The organism is Clostridium lundense DSM 17049, from assembly GCF_000619945.1.
In the GTDB taxonomy this organism is placed as follows: Bacteria; Bacillota; Clostridia; order Clostridiales; family Clostridiaceae; genus Clostridium_AO; species Clostridium_AO lundense.
Window position 1 is genome coordinate 74,012 of the sequence record NZ_JHVC01000007.1, and the last position, 18,082, is coordinate 92,093.

The following is an 18,082-nucleotide window of genomic DNA, read 5'->3' on the forward strand; positions in this document are numbered from 1 at the left end:
TATTTTTATAAACAAGCTCCCTAGAAGAATAAGGGGCTTGTTTATAATACCTTCAACTTCAGAAATACTCCTAAATGTTATGTGTCATGAAAATTGAAAGAATATGATTGATGAATGTCAAATTGTAGATTAACCTTTTGATAAGTAATAAAGTGGTAACTAATATCTATAGAAAGAGTTGATGTAATGAGTAAACATTATATTAAGTATTTTATGTGGGGATATCAAACATATATGCGGATATCTTTACAAATAAAAGCACAGTACCTATTTGAAAGATTTGATAAGGATTTAAAACCAGAAATACAGTTAGTGGGTATTCTAGACGAAGAATCTGACGACAAGTTTCCAGTATGTGTCGAGATTGATTCAGATGAGGAGAGCGAGATTGAAAGCACTGTTATTCAATATTTAGAGATAAATACACTGGCAGAAGAGTTAAGAAAAGTTGATCCAAATTCAAATATGTTACATTCTGATCCACTCGCTCAAGAAAATTACGATAAAATAGTTCGTAATAATTCCTATCGAAAAGCTATTGAAAATATTATCTTAAAATCTGACTACTCTTCAGAAAAGAAAGTCTTTATTTCTGTTCCTGTAAGAGTAGAGGGATATTTAGTTTTTGTAGTTTTAAAAATTGATAAACAAGCATATGAACGTAACTATTCACTTAGAAAGAACAATAGTAATAGATATTTTGTTTATACTTCTCTTCTTGAAGCACTTTGTATGGAGTACTTGAATGCAGCTTCAATGGCTTTGTTCGATCCAAATAGAGGGTTTGAGAGTATAACTGTTAGCGATGACGAACTAATTAGAAACGCTGCAAGAAAACTGATGTTCACAGCAGCAACTGCTGGTGACAATATTCATGGTGTACATGGATTATATGATACATGTAACGAGATAGCATCAATGAGATATGAAGGCGTAGAAGGTGTAGGCAGTATCATTATAGCTAAGCAAGGTCATAAAAATATAAGAATGAAATTACAACTTAAGAGACCAATTAATATTAGTGATCACAGAAAAGTTCGAAAGTTTTTGGAAATGTCAGGGGATGATGCATCTATTATAACTGACTCATCCAGAATTTATGGATTAGGTGAGCTTAAAGGGGCTTATAATCCTGTGGAAGAGTCAGTATTTGAAGTTCGATTTATTGATCATTACGAGTGGATGCTATTACACAATGATTCACCCATGATGATTGTTAAGTATGGTAATCCAACTCTTCCTAAAGAAGTGATTAAAAGATCAAAATTCTACTCAGATGCAAGTAGAATGTTTAGTGGAATTAGTGAAAGACAAATTGACTCTTTATGGGATATTGTTACTGAGGCTACTAAACAAAAACATGGGACTATGCTAGTTATTTCTCAGGAAGCAAAAGAGGAATCTGTACGTCTTGGAAATCAGTGCTTTGAAATTGAACCGCAAAAATTACCATTAGACATGATAAATCAAGTGACAGCTATAGATGGTGCACTTTTAATTGATCCTCAATCTAACTGTTACGCAACCGGAGTCATTTTGGATGGTCTCGCAACAGATAAAGGAGATTCATCAAGGGGAGCAAGATATAACTCAGCAATAAGGTATCATGAGTATATCAAAAATACTATTCCTACAATGCTTGTCATTATCTCAGAAGATGGAATGATTAATTTGATACCAGACCTAAGACCGCAAATAGAACATTCGGATATATTGAAAAACATCGAAAAGTTTAGAGAACTATCTACTTGTGAAGAGCCTAGCGTCAAAATGTTTAATCAGCTTATGAAATACTTTACTTCAAATGAGTTTTATCTTACTAGCGAAGAGTGTAAAGAGATTAATAAATTGAGAGTCGAAATTGAATCTGGTAATTTGAACAGTAATGTAAGGATACTATACAGTGATTTAGAATCTAACACTGAGATGAATGAAAGTTATTACTTATCTTGATAAGAGTAATAGAAATGTAATCAATTTTAGCAACAGTAAACATGTTCATTCCCGAACATGCCCCTTGTTACGAAAAGGGGCTGATTTAGGGTGGTTACTGGAAATATCAAACATAGTTATAAGAAGCAGTAGAGCACGTCGTGAATGGCAGGAACGTTTTACAAAAGATTATTAGTGTACTGTGCAACCATAAGTAGATTCTTTTGAGTATTTTTTAATGATGAGAATATTGGAGGGTAAGATGAAACTGGAACTTTAAAAACTATAGTAATACTATTATTTCTGTTTTTATGGGTAGTAGTACCATTTGTTTTCAACTCATCTATACCATTTATAGAATATGAATGGTGTAATGAATATAAATATTTGAATAATTATGCTGCAATGCTCATAAATTCTTTGCCTTTCATTTTATCATCTGTAACGTTAATATTAACTATAATGTTTATAAAAATAAATAATAAAATTCTTCTTAAAGAATTAACAGTAGGAATATTAATTTCTTTATTAGTTTTTATACTTATAGTAGTGGTTTTTCTTTCAGAGCAAGATATACTTAATCAAGTTAATGATGTTTTTTATTTTATGATCCAAGATTTAATTTATGGTGTTTTTGTATTTTCATTGTTTTATCAGCAATAATTAAACTTGTAAAATCTTGCAGTTTGATTGTGAAAGAAAGCAATATCTAAAAATTATTATAAAATATTTAAACACTACAGGTCTGGTTTAGAGCGTTGCAGATACAAATAGTTATACAAAGTTTTATTAAAAGTACAACTTCCGATTATCCATAAAATTGAACGTGTTTTATATATACCCATTTGGCTAATAATAGGTAGTTAGCAACTATAAGCAGAACTATTTCTACAATTAATTACTAGTAGTTTGTGTTGACTCTTGACGCAGACTTTCTTTTTATTGATATTTATGTTCCAATAAATATATACTAGATGTATTGAGTTAGTACGGATTTGTAAATTTATATGCAGTAAAGATTATTTATATAAGCTATATGGGAGATGATGATATGAAAATTCCAATTGATACGAACCAATTTGAAGATTTTATTGTAGAAAACAAGTTGCTTGATAAAACAAGAGAGAACATGACTCAATGTCTAAAAAGCTGGTACGAGGACGATAAGGAACATTTTTTAGAGGATATGTGGGCAGATTTTGACACTGTAATAAATACCTATACCTTTGAAAATGAGGGTGTATCCTTTAGTAAAAGCTATTCTTATGAGCCACCTCTTGATTATATTTCAGTTTGGATTAGAATTTATGACAATGAGGGTAGCTATTGTGCGGAATATACCGCTTTTTATGACAATGATTTGAATTGTTTTGATGATAAAATTGCTGGATAGAATACTATAGTTAATACACAACATTTTAAAAAGGAGAAATATTTATGAGATTATTGATAATAGGTGTAAGTGAGATAGTTAATAACATTTCTAAAGATGCACACTTGATTTATGTTTCTACAACAGTTGGACAAGGAAAAGACCAGGCTGAGAGTGTTATTCCCCATAAACGGTTGCCCGACGAAATTTGTGAGCTGATATAGATTTTGGGTCAAGTCCAGAAGAAATAACATGTTTTTTTATAATATTTTGAATGTTTTAAACTAATGTTTAAAATATGGCATATGAATGATGTAAACAACTAAATAAATAGTAATTTGAATGGGAGAAAAATTTATGAATTATGAAGAAATAAAACATAAATTAAATAATGTTTATTTTATCAACGGTACTGCCTATGCTGGAAAATCAACTGTTGTAAAAATGATATCAGATAGGTTAGGTCTTTATTTTTGTGGTGAAAATTACAATCTTGATAAAGTTCTAACAAAAGTAAACCCTAAAGAATGTCCTAATTTATGCTATTTTAAAACTATGAAAAGTTGGAATGAGTATGTATCTCGAACGCCAGAAGAATATGATGCATGGATTACAGGTGGACAAGTTGAAATTACTCCCTTTGAAATTGAAGATTTAATAGAATTATCAAAAAGTCAAAAGGTTATTGTTGATACTAATATTCCAGTGGATATTTTGCGTAAAATATCAGATTATAATCATGTGGCCATCTTATTATCACCACAGTGTATGTCTGTAGATGAATTTTTTAATAGAAAAGATCCAGACAAATTATTTATCCTTGAGCAAATAATGAAAACAGAAAATCCTGAGATTACTTTAGAGAATTTTAAAAAATGTATTGAAAAAGTAAATAGTTTAGAACATTATAATGAGTTTTTGGATAGTGGGTTTAAATGTTTCATTAGAGAAGAAAATAGCAATTTAGAGGATAGATATAATCAAATTATTAAACACTTTAAATTAGTATAGAAAGTTTCTGTTTACAGTATGCCCATATTAATAATATAATTTATAATTCATTACTTATAAATATATTTATTACACAAACTTGATAAATCAAAAAAACAGCAGCATCCAATTACAAACAGGTACTGCTGCTTTTTTACTATTTTACCTAGCTCGAGTATTCTCGGGCTTTTTTTATTGACATAAGTGTGCTTAATGTATATAATGTGATGTATACACATACACAGTTAGGGGTGATAAGTTGAATATTGTTCTTTCAAATACTTCGGAAAAACCTTTATATCAACAAATTAAAGATCAAATAAAATCATCAATATTAAAAGGTGAACTAAAAAATGGAGAGTTATTACCATCTATTCGTAATTTTTCAACGGATCTTAGAGTAAGTGTGCTAACAATTCGTAGAGTATATGATGAATTGGAAAAAGAGGGGTTTGTTAAAAGTCAAGCAGGTAAAGGGACTTTTGTATTAGCTGGAAACACAGATCTAATGAAAGATACAAAAAGATTAATGGTGGAGGATAAAATGTTTGACATGGTGTCCACAGCAAAAAGTATGGGAATAAGTAAAAAAGAGCTTATGGATATGATGGATATTATATATGAGGAGGTATAAGTCATGAGTGATGTATTAAATGTATGCAATGTTTCAAAGAAATTTGAAGATTTTGGACTAAACAATATATCTTTTAATATTCAAGAAAACTGCATCACAGGATTTCTTGGGAAAAATGGTGCAGGGAAAACCACATTAATAAAGATTTTATTAGGGTTATTGAAAAAAGATAGTGGAGAAATCACATTTTTTTCAAACAAATATGGAGATGATGATTCCTCTATAAAGAATAAAATAGGCGTTGTTTTAGATGACGGATTTTTTTATGAAAATCTAACTTTAAATGAAATGAAAAATGTAATTGCTGCTTGTTATAGTGTTTGGGACGAAGAAACGTATGAAGAATACTTAAAAAAATTTAGATTAAATCCAAAGCAGTCCATATCAACTTTATCAAAAGGAATGAAGCTTAAATATTCTTTGGCAATAGCTTTATCTCATGGTGCTGATTTTCTTATTATGGATGAACCAACTTCTGGACTTGATCCAGAAATACGAAAAGAATTAATGGATATATTAAATGAATTTGTACAAGAAGAAGGAAGAAGTGTTTTTTTCTCAACACATATTACTAGTGATTTAGAACGATGCGCTGACGAAATTATAATTATTGATAAGGGAAAGATTGTAGAGCAAGTAGGAAAAGATGATTTAATAGAATCCCATCGTTTAATAAAAGGCTCACTAGATGATCTAGAAAAAATAAAGGAAGTTCCTTTTAAAATACTTGATCAATCAAGGTATGGCTTCACAGGTATTACAAGAGAGTTTGATAAAATACAATCACTAAATTCCAATATTATTATGGAAAAAGCAAATTTAGAGGATATATTTTTGACAATGGTAGGGGAGTGATAAATATGAAGGTAATTTACAATTTATTCAAGAAGGATTTTTTACTAATAAAGAAGTATTTACTAACTATTTTGGTGTTTACTATGATAGCACCCATATTCATTTCCTATAGAACTCCTGTATTTCAAAACAGCGGAAATATTCTTTATAGCATATTGGTATTGATGATAACATTTATGGTATACCATTCAGTGTCTATGGAGGAAATGAAGCAAAAAGGTGAAATTTATCTAAGAATAACATCTATACAAAGCAAAAAAGTTGTTATAGCAAAATACATTGTTGTTACATTTGCCTTTATAGTAACTACAGCTTTATTTTTAATATTATCCCAGGTACCAGTGACTCATGTAGGTAAGGTAGATATAAAAAACATATTGTTGGTTTTTGGATTAATAGAAATATTTTTTGGAATTTATATTCCTATGACATTTAAGTTTGGTTATGTTAAGTTGCAATTAATTAGTACAGGAATAATGTTCATATCTCCATTTGTTATACCACTAATTATGAACTATTTAGGGAATGGCATGGCAGTAATAGCTAATATTCAAAATAGTTCTACCGGTATGGTTGCGGGTTTATCCTTATTGATGATATGTGCATCCATTAGCCTTGGAACTATAGCATCAAATAATATTATTAAAAACAAAGAGTATTAGGACGGTGATTATAGTGAAAGAGAGTGCACAAGCTATTTTCCTTTTTGGAGTTGCAGCAACATTTTCTTTGATATATTCTGCATATCAGTATATTAGTCTTATGATGAATAAGAAACTAATAAGCTACACAACAGCAACAATCATTGATACAAACACCGTTGTACCAGAAGCAATGAAGAAAAATAATTCTAGATGGGCTATTGTAAGATTTAGAGTAGGTGAAAAAGATTATGTATCTTCAAGTAGAATTCAAGTTTCAATGAATGCCTGTGTAGGGGACGAAATAAGAATTGCTTACTATAAAGATAATCCTAGTGATCTGTTCACAGCAAGTTTGAAAAAAGCAGGTATATTTTTTATTATTGGGATTGTGTGTATGGCAATTACATTTTATCTTAGGGGTAGTAACTAAATGGAAGCTATTGAGAATTATCTTTGAAAAATTGATTATAAATTTATACAGTATAATTTGTTTAAAAGCATTACCATAAACTAAATAAATTATAAAAATAAATGTTTATTTTTATATAGATTTTGATATAATATAAATAAGAAAAGCTTAGTGCTGGTAACACTAAGCTGAGTCTTAGAACATTTATTTTGTTTTAGGGCTATTGGATTTAATTTATTTGTATTAGAAAAAAGCACAACTATTCTTGCTGGGATGGAGTGCTTTTTTCGTGCGTCCAGCAAAGCTGAACTATGCTTGCTGGTGAAAGTCCAGTCAAGGTAATCGTCAAGGAGCCTTGTAGTTAACCATCATGCGTAGTAGAAATACTGGGTATGAAGCGTGAGGATAATGTAACTCGTAAGAGTGCTAACAAGAATACAGGTCGTAATATAAAATGAACTCTGCCGTATCGTAAGCGCCACCTCGAAAGAGGACAAAGAGAATGCCGAGCTTTGGGAAAATGGGCTAAGGCTATAGAAGGTGCGAAGAACTTGAATTGCAGCACCGAAGAATTCTCCGGTATAAGGGAGGCGACATGTATTTATAGTATAGTTCGGAACTGGAGAGACCTTCCTTTGCATGGTTTACTCATAAAGAGAATTCATATAAGCATAACAGCGAAATTGATATTCTGCAAAGAAGGAGTCGGAGGAGCTCATAGTACCTATGATAATATAGACAACATAACTATGTTTAGGGAAGGAGCTTTGCTTTATTCATATTTTCTAAGGAGGTAAGAGCGAGTGAATGCGAAAGCTAACAACACCATAGATAAAGTTCGACAACTTCAAAGAAAATTATACCTAAGTGCCAAATCAAACAAGAAAAGACGGTTTCATGCTATGTATGATAAAGTTTACCGAAAAGATATCCTGTATAAGGCTTGGCTTTTAGTTAAACAAAATAAAGGCGTAGCAGGTGTAGATAATGTTTTTATCAAGGATATTATAGACTATGGAGAGGATAAATTCTTAAAGGAGCTACAAACAGAATTAATGGAAAACAAGTATATACCATTACCTGTCAAAAGAGTATACATACCTAAGAAAGATGGAAGGAAACGCCCATTAGGAATTCCAATTATTAAAGACAGAGTAGTTCAAATGGCTACAAAGATAGTTATTGAACCAATATTTGAGGCGAATTTTAAAGAATGCTCGTATGGCTTCAGACCTAAAAGAAGTTCACTTCATGCTATAGATAAGATTAATCAATGCTGTAAGAGTAATGGATATAAGGTCTTAGATGCAGATATCAAGTCTTATTTTGACAATATAAGTCATGATAAGCTTATGATATTGGTAGAGCAGAGAATAAGTGATAGACGTATTCTTAAATTAATAAGAAAATGGCTAAATGCTGGAGTAATAGAGAATGGTAATAATATCAAATCAACAATAGGTTCTCCGCAAGGAGGAGTTATTAGTCCGCTTCTTTCCAACATATATCTTAATTACTTTGATACTATTTGGGAAAGGTATTATTTTAAATTGGGGACTTTAGTTAGATATGCAGACGATTTTGTTATCATATGTAAGAATTGGACAGATGTTAAGATAGCAAAAGCTATAGTAACTAAAATAATGGAGAAACTTGAACTTACCATACACCCTGAGAAAACACGAATCATAGATTTATGGGACGGCAAAGAAGGCTTTGATTTCTTAGGATTTCATAATAAGAAAATCAAGCAGAAAACCAAGGATTGTAGAAGCGTTTTGGTAATAACAAATTATCCTTCCAATAAATCAATGAAAAGTATGAAAGAAAAGATTAAACAGACACTACTAAAAAGTACCTGTAATGATGACATTCCAAATAGAATAAAGGTTTTAAACAGGAAACTTAGTGATTTTAAGAATTACTATGGAAATAGATATGCGTATAAATGGCTGGCTAAAATAGATTGGTATGTTACTATAAGGTTTAACATCTGGATAAATAATAAAAGAAGGAAAAGAAATAAATTCTCAGGTATGGAACAAACAAGACAGTTAATAGATAAACTTGGGATTGTTAGACTGGCTACTTGAATGATGAATGCGCTAGGAAGAAGAATATCGGAAAGCCGTGTGCGGGAAAATCGCATGCACGGTTTGATGAGGGGAAGAAGGGTGAAAGCCCTTTAACCTACTCTACTTTGCTTCTAACTTCTATATCAATACCAAGAAACTTAATCTTAATTTTTAAGTGATTTACAAAAAGATTATGTTTTAAGACTAATTTAATAACATAAACAATTGATGCACACTTTATAAAAGTATCAAACATATCCAATACCACCCCCTTAGCTATAGTGAAATAGTTCACCAATAGCCCAAGGAGGATAAAATGTTCAAAACCTCCGTAGCCATCCTTCTACGGCAACAAATTATACTTGGATATTGTACCATAATTATGAAAAGGTATATAGGGGTATTTATTGGAAGTTTGTGTCAAGTTCTTGTGGGCAATTTTACTTTTAAATTTATCCATTATAAATTAAGTTAAACTTTTCATTCCCAAAGGGCTTCGCCCGCAGCCCGAAAGGGCGTACTTATCCCGTTAACTATTTATACAAAATTTTAAAGTTATCTATAAATAAGTTCACTAAAATTTCTTTGTTGAAAAAAACTCTGTATGGCTTTTCTACCATTAGTCATGGCGCAGCCTGTAAATGGTACACTTGCTTGTTGTACAGTATAATACTTACTTTTCTTTACTTTCTTATTTACATCAGCTGCTGTTAGTGTAATCATCTCTGTTATTGTTTCTAGTTTATCCTCTGAAACAATTCCTGAACACACTTCATTTATCACATCATATATTCGCTTACTTGCTTTTTCAGCTAATATTTTAGCCAAATTATTGGCACCACTAATAGACCAACTCATTTTTCTTCCTTTCATTCTTTGAGCTAGTATATCGCAGATATTATGCTCCATTGTACCTAGATTTCTGTACTCTAGACCTTCTGGAGCTTTTGGCATTTGTATTTCTTCTCTTAAGTGATATGGCCTTAATCCAATTTTATTCTCAAAAAGATATGTATATAATTTTTCTAACTTTTTAAACTTATTTTCATCTTCAGTGTACTTAACCATTAAATTTGTTACATATTCAAAGCTTTCTTCTACTTTTCCTTCACTTAACATCTTTATTAACTTATGAGCTTCCTTTTTATCTTGTACAGCTCTTAATACTGCTTGACTCTTATGAAATGGATCTAGTTGATAATATACTCCTTCTTCCTCTACACTTTGTTTTATCCACGGTGCACCATCTCCATTTAAAATTCTTATTTCTATTTCATCTGTATTATAATTTTCTGCAATAGTAGCATCACTTAATTCTTTGAACTTTTTACTATTACTAAAACTTGCACAAGCTATTTTATTTTCAACTACATAAGCATCTTTGCTTCCATTTCTCTTCTTCCAGCCCTCATAAGTTATTCCAAGTTTAAGTTCTTTCTTCTTAGATTTTCTCCTTTTAGGTCTATCTTTTCCTTGTATACTTAACCAAATACCATCCATTTCTTGAAACAAAACATTAACTTCTTTTGTTCCATTTAACTGGCCCTTTTTATTTAGCAGTATTTTTCTATCTTCTTTTTCTTCTATTTTACAACCTAATTTTTGTACTACATTCCATACTGCCGTATGGCTGATTTCTTGGTTTGTTAATTCTTTAATATTATTTGAAGTGTTTCTATAAGATACGTTAGCTATGTTATCTACTATTTTTTCTACTAAAGTGCTAGAAATATGACCTATAGTATCCATTTGTAAATACTCATCCAAAAGATATTTTCTAGCTATTTTTCCTTCATCAGTTTTATACTCATATATACGTCTATCAAACTCTACATTTCCCATAATAGTTTTTATACACGTATGTCTTAAACCTTTGCTTCTATAAACCTTGGTATCTCTTTCATCCATCAACCTTCGGCCTAGGTGCGTTAGCACCTCTCTCATGAACCTACTTGCTTCATCACATGCATATTTATATATTTTTTTCTCTAAATCATTGAAAGTTATGTCTTTATCATTTAAACTTGTATTGTACATAATACTACCCATTTCTGTATAGTCTCAGCAACTTACATTATAATGGATATATTATGTACATGGGAGATACTTTTTGTATCTCCTTTTAATTTTTCTAAGCAGTAATTACTACTATTTTTGCCTACTAAAATTATACTCTAAGTTATTGGAAACTATAAAACACTGCATTATTCAACAATGAATTTTGTAGTGTTTTATTTATATGATCTTACCATAATTTCCCCTAATGATATGTTATAATTAACCGATAATAATTAATATTGTAAACTATGTATGAAATTATTGGAATATATACTAATCAGCAGGAGGAGATATGTTCTAGTGACATTCTATTATTGTTAGTGGAAATATTAATGGGGATATTACTTCTGCAGAGATTGCGGGATAAATATTCTATAATTCATCATACTGTTTTAGTTAGAAACAGCAACAATAGATGATTTTGAACTTATGTTTGGAGATGGAGGTAAAGTATATGAATTTGTATTATAAAGAAATATTAGTTGGTAAAATTGAAGATTTAGTTGATTATGGACATATTCAATTAGGAACTATAGTATCAAATGATGAATTCTATAAATATAGAGAAGATATTGAAAGCAATAATGAAAAAGTAAGTATATGTGTAGATTCTCAAATGTATGAAATAATTGTAGAAGGTATGGATGAAGATGAAATTAGTTTTGTGTGGAAAAGTCAGAGTCCTTTTTCACTAGAGGCAAAAGAGTACTTTGAGAATAGATATTATAATGAAAATATTGATTTTTCAAGAAGTGAAGAATTAATTCAGTTTGAATTACATAATAATTTAAAAGAATTTTATAAAAAAACTGATTTACGTAAACTAAGAGGAGTTCTTCATTCATATCAAATAAAAGCAACTGAAAAATGGGGACAATGGTTTTTAGGGGATGTTGATGTTGAACTTTTTGGAGTAGATAATAAAGATAACTTTGAAGAATTTATAGAAGCAAAATTAGAGGATTGGACAGGTGGAAATGACTTTGGGTCTAGAATATGGATAGGAGAGTTAGAGGATTCTAGGGGACAAATGCTTATCTTATTTAATAATGATACAGGAAAAGTTGAATGGCTTGATACAGAATATGGTTGCTTTGGCAATCTTGAAGAAGATCCAAATGGAGTTCTTGCAGATTCTATAGATGAGCTTATAGAAATATTAGCAAAAAATAAGGAAGAAAGCTTAAAGCCTTTAAGTCCAGATAATACTAACTTCTATGAAATAAAAAAATTATTTGGTATAGATAAGTTCCATAGATGCGGCTGTTCACCATATGATATTGAAAATATAAAAGATGAGTTTGAGAATATTCCTAAAGTTCTTGTTGATTATTATTTAGAACTTGGAGAAAATGAAAAATTGAATTTAACTCAGGACAAGCTTATAAGTCCTGATGAGCTGTATATATGTGATAATGGATATCTTGTATTTTATGAGGAAAATCAGAGAGCATGTGTATGGGGAATAAAGTATGAGGATTTAACTATTGATAATCCTCCTGTTTATATGGCATATGATGAAGATAAAGAATGGGTAAAAGAAAGTGAAACTTTAACAGAATTTTTTATAGCTATGGCATATATGCAGGGATCACTAGGTCTTCCTTATACATCTGAAGAAATGTATGAAATAGAAGAAGATGGTGCTGATAAAATAAGAAATAACTTTAAAAATAAACATATTTCTATGAATACATGGATGTCTGTTGAATTTTATGGTAATAATGAAACAGATATTATAGCGTTAATTAAAAATGATGGTTTCTATAATGTTGCATGTGGTTCATTATTTCGAAAAAATTTCCATGAAATAGAAGAATTTATTAATAGATTATAATTTTATAAAGGAGGATAAAATGGGAATCTTAGATATATTTAAAAACAAAAAGAAACAAAAGGAAATATTTCAGGAAGACAATAATATAGAAAAAGAAGAGCCATACTCTGGTAAAGCGTATATTTTATGTGCTGAGAGAGATTTGGATAGAATCATGAATGTCATTTGTGATACATTCAATATTAGTCCTAGTGGGAATGGAAATACTATAGAACTACATAATAGAGATATAGAAGTTTATATTACTGCATTTGCTACAAGTATGGATGAGGAAATACAAGCTTTCATTAAGGATCAGGTTCAGCGAACATATGGACATTTCTATGAAGTAAAGACAGAACACATAGATATAAAAACCAATCTTTTATATAAACTTCAACAAACATGTGGATTTGTTAACATAGAGTATTCTTTTATCCCTGAGGATGGAGTTAATAAACAGTTTATGATTGAAGAAATGTTTGTTCGTACATTGCCAGAACTACAAGGTGTTATCTTATTGACAGGAAAAGAAGATGGATTGTACTGTAAGGGTAAAGATAGAGCTATGGAACTTATTCTTTCTGATGGTGGTAATAGTAGCTTGATAAGTTATTTGCCAGAACAGACTTTTTCTATGAAAGCAGAAGATGGACAGCTTGAGGAAGAACAAATTAATCGTAGGCTAAAAAGTCGTAAAATTATAGAAGAAAAATTTATATATGTTCCTGTGTGGTATCCATTAATTGAAACAGTGAAAGAGTCTAAATGTCGGTTGCCAAAAGAAATTGCAGAGAGAGCAGTGGCTTTGATGATTGTATCACTATATTCAGAATGCTTGTTAGGTGAGAAGATGAATGTAAAAGAGGCATATGGATTTGTCAGTGAATTTATAGAAAGATTTGATGCAGAAAAATTCTTGTCACCAGCAGAAAAGGCATATCTTCATAATGAGAATTCTACACAAGAAGAGCAGATTGCATATTCATGGAAATATGAAAATTTATTTGTTATGGAATGGGCATTAGGATTAGTTGATGAATTAGATTTTCCAGACCATATTTGTGATGTTCCGCTAACAGTAAGATTATTAAAGAACTGTAATACAATTGAAGAAATTTTACAAAAATCAAAGCCTAAGACAAAAGAAATTTTATTAGATGAGTGTGATCTGATTTTCTGTTTAGACTGGGCTTGTGTTGATACTAGATTTCATAATCTTCCAGCACCTGCAGGTATGGATAATGGAGTAGTAATGGAACGACATAAATCATTAAACTGGTTAATTGGATATGAAAATTCAGCAGAATGGGATGAAGTTGGTACAGATACTTAAAATCCAATTTGTTCAAAGATAAACAGAGTTAATGGATTAGCGTAAATGATGAATTAATTTTGATATACGTAGGAGGTATTTCATGTGCAAAAAAGATAATGAAGAAGTACAAGCTATAGGGTGGCAAGCAATTGATGATGCATTGGAAAAAATATATGAAAATCAAGAGCCTAAACATTATGGTACAATGATACCTTATTTCTTAGGAGGGAACGACCCTTTAGAAGGAATAAGTGTTTATGAAAGGAAGGATCCTATTCCACATTGGCATTTTGTTACATATGGATTTTCAGAGCTTTATGAAAAAGAATGGAAAGACGCAGATTATAGTGGATACGGATTTGAACTTACTTTTAGATTACAGAAAGAAGCTTCAGATACTGAACCGCCAAAATGGGCATTGAATTTTCTTCAAAATATTGCAAGATATGTGTTTTCAACAGGAAACTATTTTGCAGCAGGACACTATCTAAATGCCAATGGACCAATTGCAGCTGGAACAGACTCATTAATAGGTTCTATAGCTTTTGTAGAAGATCCAGAATTGTCAGCTATAGATACACAAAATGGAAGAGTTGAATTTTTACAAATAGTAGGAATAACTGTAGATGAAGAAGATGCAATAAAGTGTTGGAATAGTACTGAAGTTTTAAATGTATTTTCTCAATATATGCCTCTATACATAACTGATTTAAATAGGGCATCTTTATTAAATAATGAAGAAATAAAAACATTAATAGGAAAAGGTGCTGAAAAAGACGGATCAAGCACAGGAACTTTATTTAATGATAAGCTTTCTTGGAAAGAGAGCAAAGGACTATTTACAGGTAAAAGCTATGAAATCACTATAGGTGCACATCAAGCTGAAACTATAGGAAAAGTTTTAAAGGGTCGCATTTTAAAGGAGAGAGAGTTAACTCTTATTGGTAAAGAAAGCAATATAATTATTAATTATTCCAAAGAACCATCAGTGAAAGTTAACGAAAACAATTTAGAACTTATGATAAGTGAAGAAACAGCACTTGAAATAGCTTTACAATTAATTCCCAAGGAAAAAAATTTTACTTTAAACACAATGAAAAAGGTGAAGTTTAAAATAGAAAAAACAGAAATAAGAGATCAAGATGGAAATATAGTACAAGTTATTGGTTGAAATTAATTTAGCAGTTAAAGGGTGGTATTGGTTAAAATGGATGAATTACAGGTAGTAGACTATTGGAAATCTCTTATTGAAGATGATGAATTTATAGAGATTTGGGAAGAAGTTTCAGATGAAAATGATCCACTTAGAAGAGTTCCAGAAGGATTTTTTAGTATGTTTAGACCAGATGGAACTGGACTAAATAAGTTCTTTAAGGTTTTAAATAAAGGTGATGAAATTTTAAAAAGAGTTTTAGAAATATATGAAGCAACTTCTGAAGAATATGATGGTAGTGATTGGTATTTTATCGTTAGAAAACCTAAAATAACTTCAAAAGATAATATTGAAAAAATTACTAAAGATTTTCTTTATAAAGTAATAGAGTTAGCAAAAGCTTTAGATGATGAATATTTTCATATGTTTATAAATAATCCACCTAAAATTCAAGTTATACAAGGTAGCTTACCAGAAAAAACAACAGATAAATCAAGAAAATTTAATTTTGATACTGGCTTTTATGAATTAATGCATAATTATATGGATACGATGATACCAGAGGAAAGTAATGCTGTATTATTTGAAGAGCCACTGTATCAAATGACATGCCTATATCAAATGACATGCCTATATCAAATAGTATATTATGTTTTATGGCCATTATATAAAGAAGAAAGTGAAATAGAAGATCCTTTTAAGCCATTTATAGAGTTATGGAAGTTAGATGCGAAGTATAATTTTGATATAGAAAATAATATTTTAAATATATTTATAAAAGAACTTAAATTTAGCTAATAAATAGTAACAAAATATATTTTTATAGATGGCTATAAAATATTAGTTACCAGATCGAAAAAATGATAAAGAAGAAATTGAATAGGATTATGAACAATAAGCTCTAAAGAAAGTGACTGTCTCAAAATTTTATTTTAAGATAGTCACTCTTATTATTTATGATTTTATAAATTCTTTATATTCCCAAATGGTATAAATAAGATAAAGTGTAAAAAATATAAAATAAAAGCCACCTTCATTAATCGTTTTGTATCTAGCATAGGAAGCAATTCGAACACAAATCACCGAACCGGACACTAAAATAATTTTAACGCCTGATCCTATATCTTTTGGGAGTATATTATAGATAATACACTTCTTTCTTAGAACGTCCAAAATTAATGCTGTAATATAAATTAAAATCAAAAGAATAATAGTTCTAAAATTATCATGTTTTATAAAGAAATAAAATGTTAGAAAATATAAAATGAAGTTAAGAAGAGCTTCTCCTGCCCACTGTGTTCTAACTTTTTTATTTTTAATCACTTCTAGCCCTCCAATTTACTATTGAGTAATCGTTAATCATACTTTTTTTATATAACTAGTGTGCTAAATAATGCTTATCCTTACCTTGCTTTTTTAACAATTCCGTTAATCTATATTTCATTCCCTAATGCAATTATAACATCATAACCATATGAAACAACCATATATTTCAAAATTTAAAAGTGATTATAAATTAATGCACCTTACTACCATGTTTAATTGTTGATATTTACAGATTTCAAGTGAATGTAGATTTAGCATAATACTAAACTCATTTTTATCATATTTACCATAATTGTCCTTAGTAATATGCTATAATTGATTGATAATAGTAAAATATGACGAAGTAAAGATTATTTTATAGTTTCTTCATTGGGGGTATGTATATATGGCAAAAGAATTGTCAGAAATGACGTTAGAAGAATTGTGGGAATTATTCCCTATAATATTAAAAGAACATAATACAGATTATAAAGATTGGTATGAAATTGAAAAAGAAAAACTTTTAAATTGTATTGGTAGAAAAAATATTATGCGTATTAATCATATAGGAAGTACCTCGGTTGAAGGTTTGATTGCTAAGCCAACAATAGATATATTGTTGGAACTAGATAATGAAAGCAATATTGAACAATTAATAGAGGCCCTATTACATAATGGTTGGTTATTAATGTCATGTGAAAAAAATCCATGTATAAATATGATATTTAATAAAGGATATACGAAAGAAGGATTTGCAGAAAAAGTATATCATTTACATGTTCGCTGCTATGGTAACTGGAATGAATTGTATTTTAGAGACTACCTTATGGAACATGAAGAAGTTGCTAAAGAATATGGGAAACTTAAATTAAAACTTATACAAAAATATGAACATGACCGAGATGGGTATACAAATGCTAAATCTGATTTTATTTTAAAATATACAGAAATGGCAAAAGAAGAATATGCTAACAAATATAATCCAAATTCAATGCATTAATATAAGGTGGGATAATATGATTTTTCAATCAGAAGCTTTTGATGTAGATTTAGTAGAAAATAAGGATATAAATGAAATTGTTCAGGTGTATAATTCTAATAAGAACTTTTTAAGGAATCATATAGGCAGTAATAAGGTTACAGATGAATGGATGTTGGAAGAGTTAGAATCTATGAAAAAACTCAATTTTTACTCTTGTAAAGTAGTTCAAAAAAGTTCAAATAGAATAATAGGTATAATAGATTTTAAAATTGGGAAAGAAACCTATTTATCACTGTTGATGATACATAATGATTATAAAAATAAGGGATGTGGAAAGTTAATTTATCAGGCTTTAGAAGAATATGCTAAATCATTACAAAGTGAGTGTATAAGAATAGATGTAGTTACTAATTATGATGAAAATGTATTGAATTTTTGGATTAGGAATGGGTTTTATAAATTAAAAAATGTAGAATTAAATTGGTCAGGAAAAAATCTACCCGCTGTTATTATGAAGAAAAGTATTTAATTTAAATAGT

Annotated in this window: 19 protein-coding genes; 16 read left to right on the forward strand and 3 right to left on the reverse strand. The window is 29.7% G+C overall.

Annotation, left to right across the window (positions count from 1 at the left end; all coding sequences use genetic code 11):
* Positions 1-186 precede the first annotated feature (186 nt).
* From T514_RS0109135 to ltrA, 10 genes are all read left to right on the forward strand, one after another.
* Complete coding sequence (locus T514_RS0109135) at positions 187-1,953, forward strand: diadenylate cyclase (protein ID WP_051541974.1); 1,767 nt, start codon at positions 187-189, stop codon at positions 1,951-1,953.
* A 366-nt stretch (positions 1,954-2,319) separates the two neighbouring features.
* Positions 2,320-2,595 carry a hypothetical protein gene (locus tag T514_RS0109140; protein ID WP_027624500.1) on the forward strand — a complete coding sequence of 92 codons (276 nt, stop codon included), beginning with the start codon at positions 2,320-2,322 and terminating at the stop codon, positions 2,593-2,595.
* Positions 2,596-2,983: 388 nt separating this feature from the next.
* Positions 2,984-3,325: a hypothetical protein gene (locus tag T514_RS0109145; protein ID WP_027624501.1), complete on the forward strand. Its 342-nt coding sequence runs from the start codon at positions 2,984-2,986 to the stop codon at positions 3,323-3,325.
* A 44-nt stretch (positions 3,326-3,369) separates the two neighbouring features.
* Positions 3,370-3,528 (forward strand): hypothetical protein, encoded by a 159-nt coding sequence (locus tag T514_RS26565; RefSeq protein WP_156939859.1) that lies wholly within the window; start codon positions 3,370-3,372, stop codon positions 3,526-3,528.
* A gap of 133 nt (positions 3,529-3,661) precedes the next feature.
* Positions 3,662-4,315 (forward strand): hypothetical protein, encoded by a 654-nt coding sequence (locus T514_RS0109155; RefSeq protein ID WP_027624502.1) that lies wholly within the window; start codon positions 3,662-3,664, stop codon positions 4,313-4,315.
* Positions 4,316-4,553: 238 nt separating this feature from the next.
* Positions 4,554-4,928, forward strand: a complete 375-nt coding sequence (locus tag T514_RS0109160) for a GntR family transcriptional regulator (RefSeq protein ID WP_027624503.1) — start codon at positions 4,554-4,556, stop codon at positions 4,926-4,928.
* A gap of 3 nt (positions 4,929-4,931) precedes the next feature.
* Positions 4,932-5,783, forward strand: coding sequence for an ABC transporter ATP-binding protein (locus tag T514_RS0109165; RefSeq protein ID WP_027624504.1), 852 nt, complete (start codon positions 4,932-4,934; stop codon positions 5,781-5,783).
* A 5-nt stretch (positions 5,784-5,788) separates the two neighbouring features.
* Entirely contained in the window at positions 5,789-6,445 is a 657-nt protein-coding gene (locus T514_RS0109170) for an ABC-2 transporter permease (protein WP_027624505.1), read from the forward strand.
* Positions 6,446-6,458: 13 nt separating this feature from the next.
* Entirely contained in the window at positions 6,459-6,857 is a 399-nt protein-coding gene (locus tag T514_RS25665) for a DUF3592 domain-containing protein (RefSeq protein WP_156939861.1), read from the forward strand.
* Positions 6,858-7,639: 782 nt separating this feature from the next.
* The gene (ltrA, locus tag T514_RS0109185) at positions 7,640-8,929 is read left to right on the forward strand and encodes a group II intron reverse transcriptase/maturase (protein ID WP_027624507.1); all 1,290 of its coding nucleotides are present in this window, start codon (positions 7,640-7,642) and stop codon (positions 8,927-8,929) included.
* A 97-nt stretch (positions 8,930-9,026) separates the two neighbouring features.
* Here the strand turns inward: ltrA and T514_RS26940 are convergent, their stop codons facing one another.
* Both T514_RS26940 and T514_RS0109200 read right to left on the reverse strand, forming a co-directional pair.
* Positions 9,027-9,167, reverse strand: a complete 141-nt coding sequence (locus tag T514_RS26940) for a hypothetical protein (RefSeq protein WP_169735814.1) — start codon at positions 9,165-9,167, stop codon at positions 9,027-9,029.
* A gap of 299 nt (positions 9,168-9,466) precedes the next feature.
* Entirely contained in the window at positions 9,467-10,948 is a 1,482-nt protein-coding gene (locus tag T514_RS0109200; protein WP_027624509.1) for an ISLre2 family transposase, read from the reverse strand.
* A 475-nt stretch (positions 10,949-11,423) separates the two neighbouring features.
* Between T514_RS0109200 and T514_RS25670 the strand changes: the two genes are divergently transcribed.
* From T514_RS25670 to T514_RS0109220, 4 genes are all read left to right on the forward strand, one after another.
* Positions 11,424-12,806 carry a hypothetical protein gene (locus T514_RS25670; protein ID WP_051541976.1) on the forward strand — a complete coding sequence of 461 codons (1,383 nt, stop codon included), beginning with the start codon at positions 11,424-11,426 and terminating at the stop codon, positions 12,804-12,806.
* 19 nt (positions 12,807-12,825) lie between these two features.
* The gene (locus T514_RS0109210) at positions 12,826-14,121 is read left to right on the forward strand and encodes a DUF4272 domain-containing protein (protein ID WP_034868688.1); all 1,296 of its coding nucleotides are present in this window, start codon (positions 12,826-12,828) and stop codon (positions 14,119-14,121) included.
* An 82-nt stretch (positions 14,122-14,203) separates the two neighbouring features.
* Complete coding sequence (locus T514_RS0109215) at positions 14,204-15,274, forward strand: suppressor of fused domain protein (RefSeq protein WP_027624512.1); 1,071 nt, start codon at positions 14,204-14,206, stop codon at positions 15,272-15,274.
* Between the two features lie 36 nt (positions 15,275-15,310).
* The gene (locus T514_RS0109220) at positions 15,311-16,054 is read left to right on the forward strand and encodes a hypothetical protein (RefSeq protein WP_027624513.1); all 744 of its coding nucleotides are present in this window, start codon (positions 15,311-15,313) and stop codon (positions 16,052-16,054) included.
* A 156-nt stretch (positions 16,055-16,210) separates the two neighbouring features.
* Here the strand turns inward: T514_RS0109220 and T514_RS0109225 are convergent, their stop codons facing one another.
* On the reverse strand, positions 16,211-16,579 hold the full coding sequence (locus T514_RS0109225) for a hypothetical protein (protein WP_027624514.1): 369 nt from the start codon (positions 16,577-16,579) through the stop codon (positions 16,211-16,213).
* A gap of 388 nt (positions 16,580-16,967) precedes the next feature.
* Here T514_RS0109225 and T514_RS0109230 point away from each other — a divergent pair, with 388 nt between their 5' ends.
* Positions 16,968-17,561 carry a GrpB family protein gene (locus T514_RS0109230; protein ID WP_027624515.1) on the forward strand — a complete coding sequence of 198 codons (594 nt, stop codon included), beginning with the start codon at positions 16,968-16,970 and terminating at the stop codon, positions 17,559-17,561.
* A gap of 16 nt (positions 17,562-17,577) precedes the next feature.
* Positions 17,578-18,072 (forward strand): GNAT family N-acetyltransferase, encoded by a 495-nt coding sequence (locus T514_RS0109235; RefSeq protein ID WP_027624516.1) that lies wholly within the window; start codon positions 17,578-17,580, stop codon positions 18,070-18,072.
* Positions 18,073-18,082: the final 10 nt, after the last annotated feature.

Excerpts from the sequence above, each read along its gene's own strand:
- T514_RS0109210 (WP_034868688.1), top strand. The coding sequence starts at position 12,826 with ATGGGAATCTTAGATATATTTAAAAACAAAAAGAAACAAAAGGAAATA.
- T514_RS0109165 (WP_027624504.1), top strand. The coding sequence starts at position 4,932 with ATGAGTGATGTATTAAATGTATGCAATGTTTCAAAGAAATTTGAAGAT.
- T514_RS0109145 (WP_027624501.1), top strand. The coding sequence starts at position 2,984 with ATGAAAATTCCAATTGATACGAACCAATTTGAAGATTTTATTGTAGAA.
- T514_RS26940 (WP_169735814.1), bottom strand. The coding sequence starts at position 9,167 with ATGTTTGATACTTTTATAAAGTGTGCATCAATTGTTTATGTTATTAAA.
- T514_RS25670 (WP_051541976.1), top strand. The coding sequence starts at position 11,424 with ATGAATTTGTATTATAAAGAAATATTAGTTGGTAAAATTGAAGATTTA.
- T514_RS0109215 (WP_027624512.1), top strand. The coding sequence starts at position 14,204 with ATGTGCAAAAAAGATAATGAAGAAGTACAAGCTATAGGGTGGCAAGCA.
- T514_RS0109235 (WP_027624516.1), top strand. The coding sequence starts at position 17,578 with ATGATTTTTCAATCAGAAGCTTTTGATGTAGATTTAGTAGAAAATAAG.
- T514_RS26565 (WP_156939859.1), top strand. The coding sequence starts at position 3,370 with ATGAGATTATTGATAATAGGTGTAAGTGAGATAGTTAATAACATTTCT.
- T514_RS0109135 (WP_051541974.1), top strand. The coding sequence starts at position 187 with ATGAGTAAACATTATATTAAGTATTTTATGTGGGGATATCAAACATAT.
- T514_RS0109230 (WP_027624515.1), top strand. The coding sequence starts at position 16,968 with ATGGCAAAAGAATTGTCAGAAATGACGTTAGAAGAATTGTGGGAATTA.
- T514_RS0109155 (WP_027624502.1), top strand. The coding sequence starts at position 3,662 with ATGAATTATGAAGAAATAAAACATAAATTAAATAATGTTTATTTTATC.
- T514_RS0109220 (WP_027624513.1), top strand. The coding sequence starts at position 15,311 with ATGGATGAATTACAGGTAGTAGACTATTGGAAATCTCTTATTGAAGAT.
- T514_RS0109200 (WP_027624509.1), bottom strand. The coding sequence starts at position 10,948 with ATGTACAATACAAGTTTAAATGATAAAGACATAACTTTCAATGATTTA.
- T514_RS0109170 (WP_027624505.1), top strand. The coding sequence starts at position 5,789 with ATGAAGGTAATTTACAATTTATTCAAGAAGGATTTTTTACTAATAAAG.